Genomic DNA, 18,480 nt, shown 5'->3' on the forward strand with positions numbered 1-18,480 from the left:
AGGTATACAATCGCGGCAATTCACGATTAAGGATAAAAGCTATGACTAAGCATTATGACTACATCGCAATCGGCGGCGGCAGCGGCGGCATCGCCTCGATCAACCGCGCGGCCATGTACGGCCAGAAGTGTGCGCTGATTGAAGCCAAAGCGCTGGGCGGCACCTGCGTGAACGTGGGTTGTGTACCGAAAAAAGTGATGTGGCACGCGGCGCAAATCCGCGAAGCTATCCATATGTACGGTCCGGATTATGGCTTTGACACCACCATCAATAACTTCGACTGGGACAAGCTGATCGCCAGCCGTACCGCTTATATCGACCGTATTCACACCTCGTACGACAACGTGCTGGGCAAGAATAACGTCGACGTTATCCACGGTTTCGCCCGCTTTGTGGACGCGAAAACGATCGAAGTGAACGGTGAGACGATCACCGCCGATCACATCCTGATCGCTACCGGCGGCCGTCCGAGCCACCCGAGCATCCCGGGCGTGGAATACGGCATCGACTCCGACGGTTTCTTCGAGCTGCCAGCCCTGCCAAAACGCGTTGCCGTTGTTGGCGCGGGGTACATCGCGGTGGAACTGGCCGGCGTGATTAACGGCCTGGGGGCGGAAGCGCACCTGTTTGTGCGTAAACACGCGCCGCTGCGCAGCTTTGACCCGCTGATTGTCGACACCCTGGTTGAAGTGATGAACACCGAAGGCCCGACCCTGCACACTAATGCCGTGCCAAAAGCGGTGGTGAAAAATGCGGACGGCAGCCTGACGCTTGAGCTGGAAGATGGCCGCAGCCAGACCGTCGACTGCCTGATCTGGGCGATTGGTCGTGAACCGGCGAACGATAACTTCAACCTGGCTGTAACGGGCGTGAAAACCAACGATAAAGGCTACATCGTCGTTGATAAGTTCCAGAACACCAGCGTACCGGGCATTTACGCGGTCGGCGATAACACCGGTGCCGTTGAGCTGACGCCGGTAGCCGTTGCGGCGGGCCGTCGTCTTTCCGAGCGCCTGTTTAACAACAAGCCGGACGAGCATCTGGATTACAACCTTATCCCAACCGTGGTCTTCAGCCACCCGCCAATCGGCACCGTCGGTTTAACCGAGCCGCAGGCGCGCGAGCAGTATGGCGACGACCAGGTGAAAGTGTATAAATCGGCGTTTACCGCGATGTATACCGCCGTCACCTCTCACCGTCAGCCGTGCCGCATGAAGCTGGTGTGTGTAGGCCCGGAAGAGAAGATTGTTGGTATCCACGGCATCGGTTTCGGTATGGACGAAATCCTGCAGGGCTTTGCCGTGGCGCTGAAGATGGGTGCAACGAAGAAAGATTTCGATAACACCGTAGCGATCCACCCGACTGCGGCGGAAGAGTTTGTGACCATGCGTTAATGCATAAGCCCCTCTCAGGAGGGGCTTTTTTTATTCACATTCATAAATCGTTGCAAAACGAATGCTCCGAAAAGAGTGATCTACCGCACATATCCCTCCCCAACTACCGAAGCGAATGTCTACGCTTATAAGACGCCCGGAAAAACCTGTCTTTTGAACACACAACCGGAGGTCCTTATCACCATGTTCAACCAGAAACTACAGGCTACCGAGAACATCGAGTTCGAGATTGCAGAAGAGCTGCGCTACGAGACCGATCCCTGCGAGTTGAAACTGGATGAAATGATTGAGGCGGAGCCGGAACCCGAAATGATCGAGGGGCTACCCGCCTCCGACGCCCTGACGCCCGCCGATCGCTATCTTGAACTCTTCGAGCACGTGCAGTCGACGCGGCTGTTTGCGGACAGCAAAACGTTTCCCGACTGCGCGCCGAAAATGGACCCGCTGGATATCCTGATCCGCTACCGAAAAGTGCGTCGTCATCGCGATTTTGACCTGGCACGCTTTGTGGAGAACCACTTCTGGATGCCGGAAACCTACGGTACAGAATATGTCTCCGATCCAGGTCTCTCCCTGAAAGAGCACATTGATAATCTGTGGCCCGTGCTGACGCGCGAACCGCAGGATCATATTCCCTGGTCGTCCCTGCTGGCGTTGCCGCAGGCGTATATCGTACCAGGCGGGCGATTCAGCGAGACGTACTACTGGGATTCGTACTTCTCCATGCTTGGGCTGGCGGAGAGTGGCCGTAACGATCTGCTGAAGTGTATGGCGGATAACTTTGCGTGGCTGATTGAACGCTACGGCCATATCCCGAACGGCAACCGTACCTATTATCTCAGCCGCTCCCAACCGCCCGTATTTGCCCTGATGGTGGAGCTGTTTGAGGAGGACGGGGTGCGTGGCGCGAAGCGTTATCTTGAACACCTGAAGATGGAGCATGCCTTCTGGATGGACGGGGCCGAGTCGCTGCTGCTTAACCAGGCTTACCGAAGTGCTGTGCGTATGCCGGATGGCTCACTGCTAAACCGTTACTGGGATGACCGCGACACGCCGCGCGACGAGTCGTGGATCGAGGACGTGGAGACGGCGCGTCACTCTGGCCGTCCGCCGAATGAGGTATACCGCGATTTACGCGCCGGGGCTGCGTCTGGCTGGGATTACTCCTCCCGCTGGCTTCGTGAGCCGGGTCGACTTGCCAGCATCCGCACCACGCAGTTTATCCCTATCGATTTGAACGCCTTCCTGTTCAAGCTGGAAAGCGCCATCGCTAACATTTCAGCGTCGAAAGGCGATAAAGAGACGGCCGACCTGTTCCGCCAGAAAGCCAGCGATCGCCGCGCGGCAGTTAACCGCTATTTATGGGATGACGAGAACGGCTGTTATCGGGATTACGACTGGCGACGTGAAGATATGGCGCTGTTCTCAGCGGCCAGCATTGTGCCACTGTATGTTGGCATGGCAACGCACGAGCAGGCTGAACGCTTGTCAGATGCGGTTAAAGCGCGGCTGCTGACGCCGGGCGGGATTCTGGCGACCGAGTACGAAACCGGCGAGCAGTGGGATAAGCCCAACGGCTGGGCACCGCTGCAGTGGATGGCGATTCAGGGGTTCAAGCAGTACGGCAACGACTCTCTGGGCGACGAGATCGCCTGGAGCTGGCTGCACACGGTGAACCATTTTTATCAGACTCACCATAAGCTGATTGAGAAGTACCACATCGCCAGCAGCACGCCGCGTGAAGGTGGCGGTGGGGAGTACCCGCTTCAGGACGGCTTCGGCTGGACGAACGGCGTGGTGCGGCGGCTAATTGGGCTATATGGGGAGCCTTAAGCGGGGTGCGGTTTGGTGCCCTCACCCCGGCCCTCTCCCACTGGGAGAGGGAGGAGAGGTCAGCGAATCACTTCATAAATTGCGGTCTGAATAGACTGCCATTTTTTCGTTTCAGAACCCGGCTGTGCCTGCGCACGGCGCTTCGCCATATCCGCGTCGTGCTGCTGGCGCTTCACCACGGCAGGCACGGTGCAGAACGCTTTGAGATACTCTTTACGAACCGAGGTCAGAGACTCGCCATTCGCCATCGCGTGGCTAAGCGTGTTGATAAAACGACGGCACGGCTTCTCTTCCACCATGTTTTGCCGATAGTGCAGCATCAGTTCCAGCACGTCGTCATGGTCTGACGACATCGCCTCTTCCGTCCATGACAGCTTCCAGTCCATGCCACCCTGCAAGAAAAGCAGCGCCACGCGGGTGTCATTGCGGTTGATGGCTGAGCGGAAATTATTCTCGTCCCAGGTGACGCCCATGCGCGTCAGCGTCTCACGCGAGGAAGGCGTTTCACGCATCTCCTGTACCGGAGGCGCGACTGCTGCACTCGCCGCGACGGGCTGCGGTTTGCCGCTGGTCACAAGCCAGACGCCACCGGCAATAATCGCGATGACCATGACGCCAACCGCGCCCCACAGCACGCCGGAAATGAGCTGCTCGCGCTGTTCGGGCGTTCGCGGTGCGCGCTGGGTGGGCTTTTCAATGGTGTCACGCACCTCGAACAGATCGCCGCCCGTGACCCGGTCCATTTTCTGCGCCTTTTCCCAGAATGCATGCAGTTCGCTGGCATCCACGGCCAGTAATCCCGCCGGATTGATGCGTGTTCTTCCCTCTTCAAACGCGCGCTGAACGGGTCGGGTGATTTGCGTGTAATAGCGATCGAGAAGCAGGATCTGCGCGGAACTTAATGCCCGCTGCACGGTAATGCTGTTGCGGATTTGACGGATGTCATCAAGGAAGGTTTGCAGGGTGATGCGCGGCTCCACCAGCAGCGTCAGCATGGCGGGATCGCTAAACAGTGACGCGTAGTAACGGCTAAATTCTTTTTTATCCACCAGCAGCTGCGCCAGCTCGCTGAACATCATGCCGCTCAACACATCATTAATGTCGCCCAGCTTCAGCCAGCGACGAACGCGATCGGCATTAAACAGGGTCTTGAGATGGTTATTGAGCCGCACCTGATCGGGCCACGCCTGCTGGATCAGCCCCTTCATCATCAATTCGATAGCACGCACCTGCTTATGCGCCTGCTGCTGTTGGATTTCGCTACCGTGCGCCAGTTCAGTGTTATAAGTCAGAAGAGGCTGCTGGAGACGAAGATGCTCCAGAGTCGTCACAAACCGCATCGCCGCAATCAGCTGATTTTCAGTGACATCCTGCCCGCTTTCATACTGAGGAACACGCTGCTGCAGCAGGCGCAGCTGTAGCGTAAATGTCGACATTTCTGCATCGTTCAGGTTGAGTTGCTTCGCAACAGCAGTCCATCCCCCCAGACCTAAGCGGGCGCTGTCCAATTGTTCCAGAAACCAGCGTGGATCTTTTCCTTCAGAAGCATGTACATTCAGCAGGAGCAGAATTTCGACTGACGCCTGACGAATAACCGCAAGACAGTGTTCAAACTGTTCGCGAATGGGGTGTGATGTGCTGAGAGTCATTGTATTCCTTCAGAGACAATGAAAACGCCTGGGCCAGGCATGAAACAGCTTTTTTTCTTTTATTTATACGACGTTAAACATACCTGACTTTCTGTTGAAATAAAGTGACAACCTTATAATCATTTAAAATGTTTCAGGAGAATCTGAATGCCCGTATTAACGACCGCGCGTCTCACCTGTTCACCGCTGCACGAGCAGGACTGGCCATTTTTTCTCGCGCTACAGCACGATCCCGACGTGATGCGCTTTGTGGCGGAAAACCGCCCTCTGGCAGAGATCCGCGCCGCATTCGATTCTCGTCTCGTCCCATGGTCGCCGGGCAGTGCGCACTGGCTTTGCCTCACCGTGCGTGATGCGGCCTCGCAGGCTCCGCTGGGCGTCACGGGTTACATTCATCGGGACGAGGATTGTGCCGAAGTCGGATTCCTTTTCGCGCCTGCGGCACAGGGGAAAGGTTACGGCTTCGAATCGCTGCGGGCGCTTTGCGATTATGCCTTTCTTCAGGGCGGTATTCGTCGGCTTACCGCCACCGTCACAGCGGGAAATATCGCGTCAAAACGTGTACTGGAAAAAACAGGTTTTCAACTGGAAGGCGAACTGCGCGAAAATTATTACCTTGGCGGTCAGTGGCAAAATGACTGGCTATTTGGCTTATTGAAGCATGAATACCTGAATAATAATCCCTGAGCAATAGCCATTTGGCGGATATTTCTCCCGCGTCGTTTCCTCTACAGTGTCGCCATTAAGAGGAAACGAATATGAAAGGTTCTACGCTAAAGATATCGTCTGCTGCGATAACGTTAATTAAAAAAAATCAGGGACTTTCCCTGGAGAAATATCGCGACGAAAACGGGTTATGGGTTATCGGATATGGCCATACGATCCGTCAGTGGGAAGCATTTCCCCGTCTCATCACACCTGACGAGGCGGAATATCTACTTCACGACGATTTGAAATTATGCGAGACGCTGCTGCGGGAAAATATGACCCAACTCTTAACCCAACAGCAGCATGACGCGCTGGTATTGATGATATTCAGCTTCGGTGAAATACCGACGCTGGTAAAAGCATTGCTTCAGGCCGTTGAGCGGGTGTAGTACATGGCCGCCTGCGTTCTGTTTTTGACATCCAGCCGACGGAAAAGCGCTTCCAGATGTGCTTTTACCGTTGCCGCGCTGATATTCAGGCTGCGGCTAATTTCCTTATTTGACTCCCCGGCAGCCAGGCGTTTCAACACTTCACGCTGACGCTCGCTTAGCGTTAATAAAGCCTCCTGCGAAGCCTGCTGCCTGAGCCACTCCCCGGGAAAACAGATCATCCCCCTGGACACAGAATCCAGCACGGCGGCAAAACGCTCCGGGCTTGCATTGCGGGGAATAACAGCCATCACGTTTCGCTGCATCACCTGCTCGCCCCAGCGGCTCTCTTTTTTCGCCAGAACCATCACCACGCGGAGTGCCGGGAAGCGATGTATGATTTCCTCCAGGAAAGCGATGCCTTCATTCTGAATGACATTCCCGTCAATCATCACGATAGCGGCGGGTGACGCGGACAACTGCGCCCATAATTCATCAGCCTGACGGGTCCCCGTCATATCTATTTCCGGAATTAACCTTTGCAGACTGTGTATCGCTCCATGAATAAATATCGACTGCCTGTCAAACATGATTACTCGCATCGTTTTTCTCCCTCTGAGAATAGCGAGGGGGGATTCTACAGAGGCACTATTTGAGAAAAAACTCAATGAATGGAGAGGTTACAAATCCACCCGCTTTCTTTATATCTACCCGTATCTGGACACATTTGTCTTAAGGATGTCCTTAAGAGGTTCCCTCCCCTTAAGCGTGCGTATTAGAGGAACATACCGCCTGACACTTCAATACGTTGCGCGTTCATCCAGCCCAGCTTATCGCTGAGTAGCGCGGCAATGGCATCGCCAATGTCGTCCGGCAGGCCCACGCGACCCAGCGCCGTCTGTGACGCCAGGAGTTGATTAAGCTCGGCGTTATCACGCACGCGTCCGCCGCCAAAGTCGGTTTCAATCGCGCCAGGGGCGATAATGTTGACCGCGATCCCACGAGCCCCCAGCTCTTTCGCCTGATAACGGGTCAGCACTTCCATCGCCCCTTTCATTGCCGCATAGGTACCCGAGCCCGGCTGGGTAAAACGGGCCAGACCGCTGGAGACGTTCAGAATGCGTCCACCATCCTTTATCAGAGGCAGCAGGGTCTGAGTCAGGAAGAACGGTCCTTTAAAATGGATGTTCATTGCGTCATCAAACTGGGCTTCCGTCGTCTCGGTATAGGGCGCGTATAAACCTGTACCCGCATTGTTTAATAAATAATCAAAGGTGTCACGCTGCCAGACCGTCTTCAGGCTTTCCTGCACTTTTTTAGCAAAGTCAGCGAAAGTGGAGATTTCACCGACGTTAAGCTGTAATGCCACCGCCTTAACCCCTTTTTGTTCAATTTCACGCACGACGTTCTGCGCTTCCTGCTCGCTGCTGTTATAGGTCAGGATGATCCCCGTCCCTTCTGCCGCCAGCTTCAAAACCGCGTTTTTACCCAGGCCACGGCTACCACCTGTCACTAATGCAATACGTTCACTCATGGGAAACCTCGTTTCGGCTGTTATGGAGATTGAGAAAGAGCTTATTAGGTGATAGAAAAACAATAAAGACAGTGGATAACGCTTCACTGTTTCATCAAGAACAACAATGAGCGCCGCCTATGGATAAAATTCACGCAATGCAATTGTTCATCCGTGTCGCAGAACTGGAGAGTTTTTCCCGCGCGGCGGAGACGCTGAGCCTGCCAAAGGGCAGCGTTTCACGGCAAATCCAGGCGCTGGAAAATCAGCTGGGCACCCAGCTATTGCACCGTACCACCCGCCGCGTCAGCCTGACGCAGGATGGGATGGTCTATTACGAACGCACAAAAGATCTGCTGGCAAACCTCGACGAACTGGACAGCATGTTCCTTCATGACCCTTCCAGCATCAGCGGACGGTTACGTGTCGATATGCCCGTCAGCGTTGCACAAAATTTAGTCATCCCCAAACTGCCCGCCTTTCTGCAACAGTATCCCGGCATCGAACTGGAACTCAGCAGTAGCGACCGTCTGGTGGACGTAATTCGCGAGGGATTTGACTGCGTGGTGCGCGTGGGTACGCTGAAGGATTCAGGGCTGATAGCCCGACCGCTGGGCAAGCTGTCCGTCATCAACTGCGCCAGCCCGGCGTATCTGACGCGCTTCGGCTATCCCGAGACGCTGGAGGATCTGGCATCGCATGCCGTGATCCACTATGCCGCCACGCTGGGCACACGCCCACAGGGCTTTGAGTTTTATAACGGCAGTGCGACGCAGTGGGTCAAGACGGGCGGTGTATTAACGGTCAACAGTACGGAGACCTACCAGGCTGCCTGCCTTGCGGGGTTAGGCATTATTCAGGTTCCGCGGGTTGGGGTGCGTGATTTACTGCGCGTGAAGAAACTGGTTGAGATCCTCCCGCAGTACCGGGCTGAACCTATGCCCGTTTCGCTGATTTATCCTCACCGCCGTAACCTCTCCCGCCGGGTACATCTGTTTATGGAGTGGCTAACTGAACTCACAAAAGCTTACGTGGACTAGTCGCAAGCTATAATTCAAAAACACATCCAGCTCAACGAAAAGGAAAATGCGCGTGACGCCGGAAAACAATCCGCAACGACCGACTCAACATTTAGAGTATGAACCCATCAAAAAGATGGAGACCGAGCCTGAAGCGCCGACCTCGCCAGGAACAGCCAGCAAAGCGCTGGGTACGGTTACCAGCATGGCAGAAAAAATTCAGCAGCTTCCCATGATTGCGCATCTGATACGCGCCACGGAACGGTTTAACGACCGCATGGGTAATCAGTTTGGGGCGGCCATTACTTACTTTTCTTTCTTATCGATGATCCCGATCCTGATGGTGTCGTTTGCTGCTGCCGGTTTTGTGCTGGCGTCACACCCGACGCTGCTGCAGGACATTTTCAATAAGATCCTGATCAACGTCAGCGACCCAACGCTCGCCTCCACGCTGAAAAGCACCATCAATACCGCCGTTCAGCAGCGTACTACCGTCGGTATCGTCGGTTTATTGATTGCCCTTTATTCCGGGATTAACTGGATGGGCAACCTGCGTGAGGCTATTCGCGCCCAGTCGCGCGACGTGTGGGAGCGCACGCCGCAGGATCAGGAGAAGATTTGGGTTAAGTATTTTCGTGATTTTGTATCGCTGATTGGTCTGCTCGTTGCGCTGATCGTGACGCTTTCCATCACCTCCGTGGCGGGCTCGGCGCAGCAGATGATCATCTCCGCGCTGTATCTTGATTACATCGAATGGCTGAAGCCCGCATGGCGCGGGATTGGCCTGGCCATCTCCATTTTTGCCAACTACCTGCTGTTCTTCTGGATCTTCTGGCGCCTGCCGCGCCATCGTCCACGTAAGAAAGCGCTCATTCGCGGGACGCTCATTGCGGCGATTGGCTTTGAGGTGATCAAAATCGTGATGACCTACACCCTGCCGTCGCTGGTGAAGTCCCCGTCCGGCGCGGCGTTTGGCTCCGTACTGGGGCTGATGGCGTTCTTCTACTTCTTCGCTCGCCTGACGTTATTCTGCGCGGCGTGGATCGCCACCGCAGAGTATAAAGATGACCCGCGCATGCCGGGAAAAACCCACCGCTAAGCCCCCTGTCGGGCTGATATTTCAGCCCGACCAATCATTTCAGCATATAAATCCAGACCGTAACTTTTATTTAACCAAAAACCAGTTTTAATCACTAATATTTGAAAAGTGTGAAGCATTTCATGGAAGGTATTTTGCTGGTCTGAAAATTATCCGCTTTTTGTTGATTTTATCACCGCCTCGCGACTTTGTTACAGATTGAAATGTCGCTTTTGCTATGCGTAATATGGCCTTTCGTTCGTCCAAAAATAAGAAAATATTATGCAAGCAACAGCCACAACACTTAACGAAGGGGCGGAAAACGTTCCGGTCAACTCGCGTAACAAAGTTGTCGTCGCATCGCTGATTGGCACCGCCATTGAGTTCTTCGACTTTTATATTTATGCCACCGCAGCGGTTATCGTCTTCCCGCATATTTTCTTTCCACAGGGCGACCCGACGGCGGCAACGCTACAGTCTCTGGCAACCTTTGCTATCGCCTTCGTGGCGCGTCCAATTGGTTCAGCGGTCTTTGGTCACTTTGGCGATCGCGTTGGCCGCAAAGTGACGCTTGTGGCGTCGCTGCTGACGATGGGGATCTCCACCGTGGCCATCGGTCTGCTGCCAACCTATGAAACCATCGGCATTCTGGCACCGGTTCTGCTGGCGCTGGCGCGTTTTGGTCAGGGTCTGGGCCTGGGCGGTGAATGGGGTGGCGCGGCGCTGCTGGCCACCGAGAACGCCCCGGCGCGCAAGCGTGCGCTGTATGGCTCATTTCCACAGCTGGGCGCACCGATTGGCTTCTTCTTCGCGAACGGCACCTTCCTGCTGCTCTCCTGGCTGCTGACGGATGAACAGTTCATGAGCTGGGGCTGGCGTATTCCGTTTGTCTTCTCTGCCGTACTGGTGCTGATTGGTCTGTATGTGCGCGTCTCTCTGCACGAAACGCCGGTCTTTGCCAAAGTCGCGGCAGCGAAAAAACAGGTAAAAGTGCCGCTGGGAACGTTGCTGACCAAACACGTCCGCGTGACCGTGCTGGGCACCTTTATCATGCTGGCGACGTATACGCTGTTCTACATCATGACCGTCTACTCAATGACGTACAGCACCGCCGCCGCGCCGGTGGGGCTGGGTCTGCCGCGTAACGAAGTACTGTGGATGCTGATGATGGCGGTGATTGGCTTTGGTGTAATGGTGCCGATTGCGGGTCTGCTGGCGGATAAGTTTGGTCGCCGCTCAAGCATGATTGTGATCACCACGCTGATTATTCTGTTCGCGCTGTTCGTCTTCCCGCCGCTGCTGGGTTCCGGGAGCCCTGCGCTGGTGATGGCGTATCTGCTGGTTGGCCTGAGCCTGATGGGCCTGACCTTCGGCCCGATGGGTGCGCTGCTGCCGGAGCTGTTCCCGACGGAAGTGCGCTATACGGGCGCGTCGTTCTCCTATAACGTTGCCTCTATTCTGGGCGCGTCCGTTGCGCCGTATATCGCTACCTGGCTGCAGGCGAACTATGGTCTGTTCTACGTGGGCGTCTATCTGGCGGCCATGGCGGCACTGACGCTAATTGCGCTGCTGCTGACGCACGAGACGAAGCACCAGGCTCTGTAAGCTAATGCCGGGTGGCGGCTACGCCTTACCCGGCCTACATTTGAATCGTAGGCCGGTTAAGCGCAGCGCCTCCCAGCAAAAACAGACCGCACCCTACTTCTTCATCTGCGACAAAATGTTCCGGCACTGATTGGCATCCCCTTCTGACGGCGAAATCAGCGCCAGCAGCGCCGCAGCGGGCGTCACCAGCGTGGCAAGCGCTGCCGCTACTGCACCGCGCGCAATCAGCGGCCCGGGCTTCACGCCCGCCTGCGGGTTTTTGAAGGTACCGCGCACGTAAAGCGGTGAGCGCAGGGTGATGATACGAATCCCCTTACTTTCCGGGTCGATGGTGAGATCAAGTTGCTCAGAGGCCATACTGGCCGTCCCGGTCACGTTGATCACCGCGTTCTCCGTATCGAAGGCGAAAATCTGCGGGCGCGCCACGCCGTTGACCAGATCCACGTTTGCCGCCGCGCAGTTCACGCGGACTTCATCGTCGCCGAAAATCTGGCCGATGATAAAGTTACCGACGTTCAGCCCCAGAATTTCCATCAGGTTGCGACTGATCAGCCCGTCGTTCATCAGAAGCTTCAGGTTACCATTACCGCTGCCCAGCAACGCCGCCACGGAGTTGCCCACGCCGCGAATGTCGGCATCGCCGTTCATCTCACCGAGGGTTTTCTGCATCAGTTCGACGTCAGGCATCAGCTCTTTTAGCTTAAGCCTGCGCGCCTGAATCTCTGCTCGTCCCTGCATCGGCTTTTTGTCGCCTTCCAGATGAATGTTCGAGGAAATCGTTCCGCCCGCCATGCCAAACTTCAGCGGCTGCAGGCGCAGATCGGCGTTTTTCAGAATGATATGCGTCGAGAGATCGCTCAACGGCAACGTGCTGCCATGCTCAATTTTGCGTCCTTTGAAGCGGACATCCGCATCCATCACGTCCCACTTATCGGTCTCAAAGCGATCGTAAGGCAGCACTTTTCCCGCAGGCTGGATGTCCTTTTTCACCTCTTTTGATTTGGTGCCTTTGCCGGAATCCACGCCAATCAGCGGGCCGAGATCGGCCAGACGCAGCTGCCGGGACTCAACGTCACCTTCCAGTTTCGGACGCGGTTTACCGGTGGTGTAGGTCAGCGAACCGTGGATATCGCTGTCGCCAATACGGCCATTAAAATCCCGGTAATCGAATACCGATGATTTCTCGGTGTCGATTTTTGCCACCAGATGCCCGTCCGTTTCAAACGGTGGGGTATCCGGCAGCAGCACGCCGGTCAGTTCATACAGCTCACCCAGTGAATCACCGGCAAACTTCAGCTGCAGGTCAACACCGCCCATGTTCATCGGGTCGTTAACCGTCCCCACGAACGCCACGCGGGTATTGCCGGAACGGAAATCCGCCTGCACCGGGAACGGCGTGCCTTCACTCCTGAGCGCCAGCATGCCGCCAATTTTCCCTTTCCCGGTCAGCGGCTGGTCGTTATAGCGCCCTTTTGCCGTCAGACCGAAAACGTAATCGCCCGCTTTGGCGCTGTCGCCTTTGGCCTTGCTGCCCGTGACTTCGCTAAACGGCAGCGGCTTGCCGAGCGGATCGACCAGGATCTCCACGTCCGCTTTGCTGACCTTATCGTCAATGGCGATCCGCCCGCGATCGAAAAGAATGTTATCGAGGCGGAATGACCACGAAGAGGGCTGCGCATTGGGATCTTTCTCGCCGTCGCTGGCAAGGTTAAACGTCCAGTTGTTGTTCTTTTCAGAAAGGCGGATCAGGCGTGCGTCGGGCTGCTGGAGTTTGATCCACGGCAGGTAAACCGTTTTGGTCAGCAGCGCGAGCGGTGCCAGCGTGGCTTCAACGCGCGGCAGGTGAACCATTGTCACGTCAGGGATGTCCGGCGGGTTGCCCAGAATAATGTCATCGGCGTGCACGTGCGGCCAGGGCACCCAGCTTCGCCAGCCGGTCTCCTCTTTCTGCCGTTCCCATACCACACCCAGATCGCCGCGTATGGCAAAGGGTCGGTTCAGCTCAGTTGAGACTTTCTGGTTGATGGTCGGCTTAAGACGGTTCCAGTCGAATGTCGCAATAATGATGATGGCGACCACGATCAACAACAAGAAAATCCCTGAGATCCAGGCGATAACCCTGGTTGTCTTTGTCATTTTTGTCCCCTTTCCTGATGACCTGTCCTGTAAAACTATAGTCCAGACAAAGGGAAGCGGGCAGTTCAGAGCGTCGTTATCACCGTTTCGAGCGTATCCATCGGCACCGGACGAGAGAGGAAGTAGCCCTGCGCAGCGGCGGCAGGAGAGTTTTGCACATCACGCCACTCTTCCAGCGTTTCGACACCTTCAACTATCACGCCCTGGCAATAGCGATTCATCAGCTGCAGCAGCAGCGTGAACAGGTTTCGACCTTCCTGCGTCTGGCGCAGCATGATAAAGAGGTCGCGGGCCACTTTGATGTAGTCGTAACGAACTTCGCTAAGGGCCGAGAAGTTTGCCATGCCGGTGCCGAAATCATCCAGCCACAGCGGGCCAAACTCGCACATGGAGGCAAATGAGGAGTCCTGCGGCAGGCGGACATGCTCCACCAGTTCAAAACGCATCCACGGCAGGGAGGCAATCAGCGCCTGCAATTTCTCATTCTGGCGCAATGCCAGAAGGGTGGGACCGTCTACATTGACCGAGGCAAGGATACCGTGCCGGGCGAAAAATGCCTGCTTCGTTGCCAGCATCCGGAGTTGTTCTTCCAGCACATCCAGGCGCTGGCGAACCGCCACCTCCGCAAAATAGCGGTCAGGCGCAATACGCTGTGAAGGATTCGATGGGTGTGTAACGACCGTTAAAATCTCAATCGCCATCAGCCGACCATCGGTGCGATAGATGGGTTGATAGGTGTACGCTCGATCACATTGCAGCCAGTAGCGATGCTCCTGCAAGTTCTCAATACTTGCCTCTGGCGTAGTGTTCAGCCGCTGGATAACCTGCTCTGACTTCATTTCAGATGTCCTGTTTTATGGGATGACCTTTTTGGACTCGTCACTGGGTTATCGGCGCGCTAATTGAGAACTTTATGTTCAATTCGCCGGGAAAATGAAATTAAGATGACAGAAATTTGCAGGAACACGCGCTGGCTCAAAAAAAATATTGGAACGTCGTTTTAATATAGTTGACCATCAAATTCACTCAACGCACACTACCGTAAATTACTCTGTTCAGGTTCACGACTATGTCCAAAAAAATTGCCGTGATTGGCGAATGCATGATTGAGCTGTCCCAAAAAGGCGAGGAAGTCAGCCGCGGTTTTGGTGGCGATACATTAAACACATCTGTTTATATTGCCCGTCAGGTTGCTCCTGACGCACTGAGCGTGAACTACGTTACTGCGCTTGGGATGGACAGCTTCAGCGAGCAGATGCTGGCGTCCTGGCAGGCAGAGAATGTCCAGACGTCACTGATTCAGCGCATGGAAAACCGCCTGCCGGGCCTGTATTACATCGAAACTGACAGCACCGGCGAGCGCACTTTCTACTACTGGCGTAATGAAGCCGCCGCCAAATTCTGGCTGGAAAGCGATGCCGCCGCCGCCATCTGCGAAGAGCTGGCAACCTTTGACTACCTCTATCTGAGCGGGATCAGCCTGGCGATCCTGAGCCCGGAAAGCCGGGAAAAGCTGCTGTCTCTGCTGCGCGAATGCCGCGCCAACGGCGGCAAGGTGATCTTCGATAATAACTATCGCCCTCGCCTGTGGGCCAGCCGCGAAGAGACGCAGCAGGTTTATCAGCAGATGCTGGAATGCACCGACATCGCATTCCTGACCCTGGATGACGAAGACGCGCTGTGGGGTGAGAAGCCCGTGGATGAGGTTATCTCACGCACTCAGGCCGCTGGCGTGAGCGAAGTGGTGATTAAACGCGGTGCGGATTCATGCCTGGTTGCCATCGCGGACGAAGCGGTGGTTGAGGTACCTGCGGTGAAACTGGCGAAAGAGAAAGTGATTGATACGACGGCGGCGGGAGATTCTTTCAGCGCGGGGTATCTGGCGGTACGCCTGACGGGTGGGACACCTGAAGCGGCGGCACAGCGTGGTCACCTGACGGCGAGTACCGTGATTCAGTATCGCGGGGCGATTATTCCACGTGGGGCGATGCCTGTTTAAGAACTGTGCGAGCTGATGCCCTCACCCTAACCCTCTCCCAAGGGAGAGGGAACAAAGAACCAGGGTCTTACTGACCCTGCGGAATATCGCTCGCATCCTGGTGCAAATCATCCGCCGATGCAGCCTGTGCAGGCTGCGCTTCAGGCGCCATGATCGCATCCCAGGTCGCTTTCAGTTCCTTCATGTTATATTCCGGCTCGCCGTTCGGCTGCAGCAGAATCAACGCCATATCCTGCGATAACTGCTGACGCAAATCCTGATTTAACATCTCGACGGTCAGACCGCTGAGGAAATCCTGGCGCAGCTTTTGATACTGCTCCGGCGCGATATCGACCACCTGGTTTTGCAGGGATCGAATACGCTGGCTGATCAGAATATCGGTATCGGCGCGAGCATAGGTAGCAAACAGTTTCTGCAGTTCAAGTGATTTCTGCGCGACCAGCGCGTTGAACTCCTCTTCAGAGAGCCCCTCTTTACGCACTTTTGCCAGCTCTTTCGCCACCACGCCCAGGTTCGTATTCAGCTTATCGCCCGGCGATTCAACGTTAATGGCGCACTGCGCCCGCTGGAACAACACGCGGCAGTCAAAGCCCAGACCAATATTCTTTACGTTGTTTTTACTGAGCGTTTGTTGAACGTGCCAGAACAGCGCTTCACGCGCCAGGTCTGCACGCCAGTAGCGCAGCAGCGCCGCGGATTCGCGAATAGGCTGCCAGGCGGTGTCCCACATCATAGAGAGACGATCCTGACGCACGGTGTCCGTCATGATGCTGACAGATTCAGGACGCAGCGGCGAAAGGGTCGGTACGGGCGCAGGCGTTTCACGCTTGCCCTTAAGCTCGCCAAATACTTTGTTGATTTGCTCAACGACCGCACGGCTATCCACATTTCCAACCACGATCAGGGTCATCGCATCCGGGGTGTACCATTTCTGGTAGAACGATTTGACCTGTTCAGCATCCACAGGCTGCTTCAGCGGCTCTGCCGGATCGTGACCGAGCAGCGTTGACCCTTTCAGGCGATAGCGCCACCAGCCCTCTTTAGTATCGACAGGCCAGGTCGCCACCATGTCACTGTTACTCAGCGCATAGTTGACGGTTTCCGGCGTCACCGACAGGTTACCGGTGGCGTCGGAGAGATAGGTCAGCGCTTCTTTCAGCAGGTCGTTACGGTTATTCGGCAGACTCAGGTTGAACATGGTGTAGTCGTATGACACAACCGCAGGGGGCAGAGGACGTTTCGGGTCGATGGCCTGTTGCCAGAGCGAACGCACCTGTACCGCCTGCAAACTGCCGCTCTGGGTGAGCGCCAGTCGAGGAATAAAGTGGCTGAAGCCAGTCTGCTGGGTGCTTTCAGTGAGGGAACCCGTATTCACTGACAAACGAATTTCAATACGATCGCTGGGACGCTGCGGGGTCGCTAACAACTGCCACTGAAAACCATTCGCCAGGGTCCCTTGTTGCCAGGCCGGGTCTGGCTGGAGCGCATCTGCCTGCACATAACTGGCTGCTGCCATCATCAGCAAACCGCCGGTTAAGAGTCGAATTTTTGTGCCCTGCATGTGAACCCCTGATCAACATTCCTGGTTAAAAAGAGTGTCTCGTGAGGTGAGCACTCTAAAGATGACGATGAAAACACTCCGATTAGACCGCGTGTTAAGCCAAACGTCACGGAGGGAAGTGAAATATACCCAAAAAAAATCTTGTCGAAGTATGACAGGTATGAAGCATTATTATGCGCAGGAGCCCGCATCCCGACAAGGGAATGCGGGCAATTATGACGTGATTAAGAGGATAAACCTGCTGATTTGCTGTCAGCTGGGCGATTATTTAACGTATCGGTGAGCTTTTTGTGATCCAGCTCTTTCACCCATTTCGCCACCACCACCGTGGCCACACCGTTACCCACCAGGTTGGTTAAGGCGCGCGCTTCAGACATAAAGCGGTCAATACCCAGGATCAGCGCCAGGCCAGCCACCGGCAGGTGTCCCACCGCTGAAATGGTCGCCGCCAGCACAATGAACCCGCTTCCGGTTACACCCGCCGCCCCTTTCGAGGAGAGCAGGAGCACCACCAGCAGGGTGATTTGATGGAAGATATCCATATGGCTGTTGGTCGCCTGGGCGATAAACACTGCGGCCATCGTCAGGTATATCGAGGTGCCGTCCAGGTTAAAGGAGTAGCCCGTCGGGATCACCAGCCCCACCACCGACTTCCGGCAGCCCAGTTTCTCCATCTTATCGAGCATACGCGGCAGCGCCGACTCAGAGGACGAGGTGCCCAGAACAATCAGTAACTCTTCGCGGATGTAGCGGATGAACTTGAAGATGCTGAACCCCGCCGCACGGGCGATTGAGCCCAGCACCACCACCACAAACAGAATACAGGTGATGTAGAAGCAGATAATCAGTTGGCCCAGCTGTACCAGCGTGCCGACGCCGTATTTACCGATGGTAAACGCCATCGCGCCGAAGGCACCGATCGGGGCCAGACGCATGATCATGTTGATGATGCCGAAGATGACCTGCGAGAAGCTTTCAATGACGTTGAAGATGAGCTGGCCTTTGCTGCCCAGACGGTGCAGGGCAAAGCCAAACATCACGGCAAACAGCAGCACCTGCAGGATATTGCCACTGGCGAATGCGCCGATAACGCTGCTCGGGATCACGTCGAGCAGGAAGGCGACAACCCCCTGATCTTTCGCTTGCTCGGCGTAAACGGCTACCGCCTTCGCATCTAGCGTGGCCGGGTCAACGTTCATTCCCGCGCCAGGCTGAACGACGTTAACAATGATAAGGCCGATAATCAGGGCAAGCGTACTGACCACTTCGAAATAGAGAAGTGCTACTGCACCGGTACGTCCGACCGCCTTCATGCTTTCCATGCCAGCGATACCCGTCACCACCGTACAAAAGATGACCGGGGCAATGACCATTTTGATGAGCTTCACGAATGCGTCGCCAAGCGGCTTCATTTGTGCGCCCAGTTCAGGGTAGTAGTGACCAAGCAGAATACCGACTGCGATGGCTGTCAGGACCTGAAAGTAAAGGCTTTTGAAGATTGAGGTTTTCATAGGGTGTCCTTGGGGAAGAAAAACCACAGGCTTTTTAAGGTTATGGTTAACCTGCGGCTCTAAAATAACACCCACATAACAGGACAGAAATAAACCAGGTTCAAAT

The 18,480-nt window shown here is 55.4% G+C and carries 15 protein-coding genes; 8 read left to right on the forward strand and 7 right to left on the reverse strand.

Annotated features, from left to right (window positions below; all coding sequences use genetic code 11):
- Nucleotides 1–41: 41 nt before the first annotated feature.
- On the forward strand, nucleotides 42–1,394 hold the full coding sequence (gene gorA, locus N2K86_RS21285) for a glutathione-disulfide reductase (RefSeq protein WP_260659877.1): 1,353 nt from the start codon (nucleotides 42–44) through the stop codon (nucleotides 1,392–1,394).
- A 183-nt stretch (nucleotides 1,395–1,577) separates the two neighbouring features.
- Nucleotides 1,578–3,227: an alpha,alpha-trehalase gene (locus tag N2K86_RS21290; RefSeq protein WP_260659878.1), complete on the forward strand. Its 1,650-nt coding sequence runs from the start codon at nucleotides 1,578–1,580 to the stop codon at nucleotides 3,225–3,227.
- A gap of 59 nt (nucleotides 3,228–3,286) precedes the next feature.
- Here N2K86_RS21290 and N2K86_RS21295 read toward each other — a convergent pair whose 3' ends face one another.
- The gene (locus tag N2K86_RS21295) at nucleotides 3,287–4,876 is read right to left on the reverse strand and encodes an STY4199 family HEPN domain-containing protein (protein WP_260659879.1); all 1,590 of its coding nucleotides are present in this window, start codon (nucleotides 4,874–4,876) and stop codon (nucleotides 3,287–3,289) included.
- Between the two features lie 147 nt (nucleotides 4,877–5,023).
- On the opposite strand from N2K86_RS21295, the gene N2K86_RS21300 reads away from it, so the two are divergent.
- Both N2K86_RS21300 and N2K86_RS21305 read left to right on the forward strand, forming a co-directional pair.
- Entirely contained in the window at nucleotides 5,024–5,563 is a 540-nt protein-coding gene (locus tag N2K86_RS21300; protein ID WP_260659880.1) for a GNAT family N-acetyltransferase, read from the forward strand.
- A gap of 71 nt (nucleotides 5,564–5,634) precedes the next feature.
- A complete protein-coding gene (locus tag N2K86_RS21305) occupies nucleotides 5,635–5,973 on the forward strand; it encodes a lysozyme (protein WP_260659881.1) in 339 nt (112 codons plus the stop codon).
- On the opposite strand, the gene N2K86_RS21310 is transcribed toward N2K86_RS21305, so the two are convergent.
- Nucleotides 5,952–6,554 carry a helix-turn-helix transcriptional regulator gene (locus N2K86_RS21310; RefSeq protein ID WP_260659882.1) on the reverse strand — a complete coding sequence of 201 codons (603 nt, stop codon included), beginning with the start codon at nucleotides 6,552–6,554 and terminating at the stop codon, nucleotides 5,952–5,954. The two genes, N2K86_RS21305 and N2K86_RS21310, sit on opposite strands and share 22 nt — an antisense overlap.
- 173 nt (nucleotides 6,555–6,727) lie before the next feature.
- Nucleotides 6,728–7,486: an SDR family NAD(P)-dependent oxidoreductase gene (locus N2K86_RS21315; RefSeq protein ID WP_260659883.1), complete on the reverse strand. Its 759-nt coding sequence runs from the start codon at nucleotides 7,484–7,486 to the stop codon at nucleotides 6,728–6,730.
- A 119-nt stretch (nucleotides 7,487–7,605) separates the two neighbouring features.
- Between N2K86_RS21315 and N2K86_RS21320 the strand changes: the two genes are divergently transcribed.
- The 3 genes from N2K86_RS21320 (at nucleotide 7,606) to N2K86_RS21330 (ending at nucleotide 11,167) form a co-directional block, all read left to right on the forward strand.
- Nucleotides 7,606–8,505 (forward strand): LysR family transcriptional regulator, encoded by a 900-nt coding sequence (locus N2K86_RS21320; RefSeq protein WP_260659884.1) that lies wholly within the window; start codon nucleotides 7,606–7,608, stop codon nucleotides 8,503–8,505.
- A 52-nt stretch (nucleotides 8,506–8,557) separates the two neighbouring features.
- Nucleotides 8,558–9,583 (forward strand): inner membrane protein YhjD, encoded by a 1,026-nt coding sequence (gene yhjD, locus N2K86_RS21325; protein WP_260659885.1) that lies wholly within the window; start codon nucleotides 8,558–8,560, stop codon nucleotides 9,581–9,583.
- 261 nt (nucleotides 9,584–9,844) lie between these two features.
- The gene (locus N2K86_RS21330; protein WP_260659886.1) at nucleotides 9,845–11,167 is read left to right on the forward strand and encodes an MFS transporter; all 1,323 of its coding nucleotides are present in this window, start codon (nucleotides 9,845–9,847) and stop codon (nucleotides 11,165–11,167) included.
- Between the two features lie 93 nt (nucleotides 11,168–11,260).
- Here N2K86_RS21330 and N2K86_RS21335 read toward each other — a convergent pair whose 3' ends face one another.
- Nucleotides 11,261–13,303 (reverse strand): AsmA family protein, encoded by a 2,043-nt coding sequence (locus tag N2K86_RS21335; RefSeq protein ID WP_218308698.1) that lies wholly within the window; start codon nucleotides 13,301–13,303, stop codon nucleotides 11,261–11,263.
- Nucleotides 13,304–13,368: 65 nt separating this feature from the next.
- Entirely contained in the window at nucleotides 13,369–14,142 is a 774-nt protein-coding gene (pdeH, locus tag N2K86_RS21340) for a cyclic-guanylate-specific phosphodiesterase (RefSeq protein ID WP_126545933.1), read from the reverse strand.
- Between the two features lie 230 nt (nucleotides 14,143–14,372).
- On the opposite strand from pdeH, the gene N2K86_RS21345 reads away from it, so the two are divergent.
- Nucleotides 14,373–15,302: a sugar kinase gene (locus N2K86_RS21345; RefSeq protein ID WP_260659887.1), complete on the forward strand. Its 930-nt coding sequence runs from the start codon at nucleotides 14,373–14,375 to the stop codon at nucleotides 15,300–15,302.
- Nucleotides 15,303–15,369: 67 nt separating this feature from the next.
- On the opposite strand, the gene N2K86_RS21350 is transcribed toward N2K86_RS21345, so the two are convergent.
- Together N2K86_RS21350 and N2K86_RS21355 are read right to left on the reverse strand one after the other, a co-directional pair.
- Entirely contained in the window at nucleotides 15,370–16,863 is a 1,494-nt protein-coding gene (locus N2K86_RS21350; protein WP_260659888.1) for a M16 family metallopeptidase, read from the reverse strand.
- Nucleotides 16,864–17,087: 224 nt separating this feature from the next.
- Nucleotides 17,088–18,374 (reverse strand): dicarboxylate/amino acid:cation symporter, encoded by a 1,287-nt coding sequence (locus N2K86_RS21355; RefSeq protein ID WP_221552921.1) that lies wholly within the window; start codon nucleotides 18,372–18,374, stop codon nucleotides 17,088–17,090.
- Nucleotides 18,375–18,480 lie beyond the last annotated feature (106 nt).

This window comes from Enterobacter mori, from assembly GCF_025244905.1.
GTDB lineage: Bacteria > Pseudomonadota > Gammaproteobacteria > Enterobacterales > Enterobacteriaceae > Enterobacter > Enterobacter mori_A.

Excerpts from the sequence above, each read along its gene's own strand:
- gorA (WP_260659877.1), top strand. The coding sequence starts at position 42 with ATGACTAAGCATTATGACTACATCGCAATCGGCGGCGGCAGCGGCGGC.
- N2K86_RS21290 (WP_260659878.1), top strand. The coding sequence starts at position 1,578 with ATGTTCAACCAGAAACTACAGGCTACCGAGAACATCGAGTTCGAGATT.
- N2K86_RS21295 (WP_260659879.1), bottom strand. The coding sequence starts at position 4,876 with ATGACTCTCAGCACATCACACCCCATTCGCGAACAGTTTGAACACTGT.
- N2K86_RS21300 (WP_260659880.1), top strand. The coding sequence starts at position 5,024 with ATGCCCGTATTAACGACCGCGCGTCTCACCTGTTCACCGCTGCACGAG.
- N2K86_RS21305 (WP_260659881.1), top strand. The coding sequence starts at position 5,635 with ATGAAAGGTTCTACGCTAAAGATATCGTCTGCTGCGATAACGTTAATT.
- N2K86_RS21310 (WP_260659882.1), bottom strand. The coding sequence starts at position 6,554 with ATGCGAGTAATCATGTTTGACAGGCAGTCGATATTTATTCATGGAGCG.
- N2K86_RS21315 (WP_260659883.1), bottom strand. The coding sequence starts at position 7,486 with ATGAGTGAACGTATTGCATTAGTGACAGGTGGTAGCCGTGGCCTGGGT.
- N2K86_RS21320 (WP_260659884.1), top strand. The coding sequence starts at position 7,606 with ATGGATAAAATTCACGCAATGCAATTGTTCATCCGTGTCGCAGAACTG.
- N2K86_RS21330 (WP_260659886.1), top strand. The coding sequence starts at position 9,845 with ATGCAAGCAACAGCCACAACACTTAACGAAGGGGCGGAAAACGTTCCG.
- N2K86_RS21335 (WP_218308698.1), bottom strand. The coding sequence starts at position 13,303 with ATGACAAAGACAACCAGGGTTATCGCCTGGATCTCAGGGATTTTCTTG.
- pdeH (WP_126545933.1), bottom strand. The coding sequence starts at position 14,142 with ATGAAGTCAGAGCAGGTTATCCAGCGGCTGAACACTACGCCAGAGGCA.
- N2K86_RS21345 (WP_260659887.1), top strand. The coding sequence starts at position 14,373 with ATGTCCAAAAAAATTGCCGTGATTGGCGAATGCATGATTGAGCTGTCC.
- N2K86_RS21350 (WP_260659888.1), bottom strand. The coding sequence starts at position 16,863 with ATGCAGGGCACAAAAATTCGACTCTTAACCGGCGGTTTGCTGATGATG.
- N2K86_RS21355 (WP_221552921.1), bottom strand. The coding sequence starts at position 18,374 with ATGAAAACCTCAATCTTCAAAAGCCTTTACTTTCAGGTCCTGACAGCC.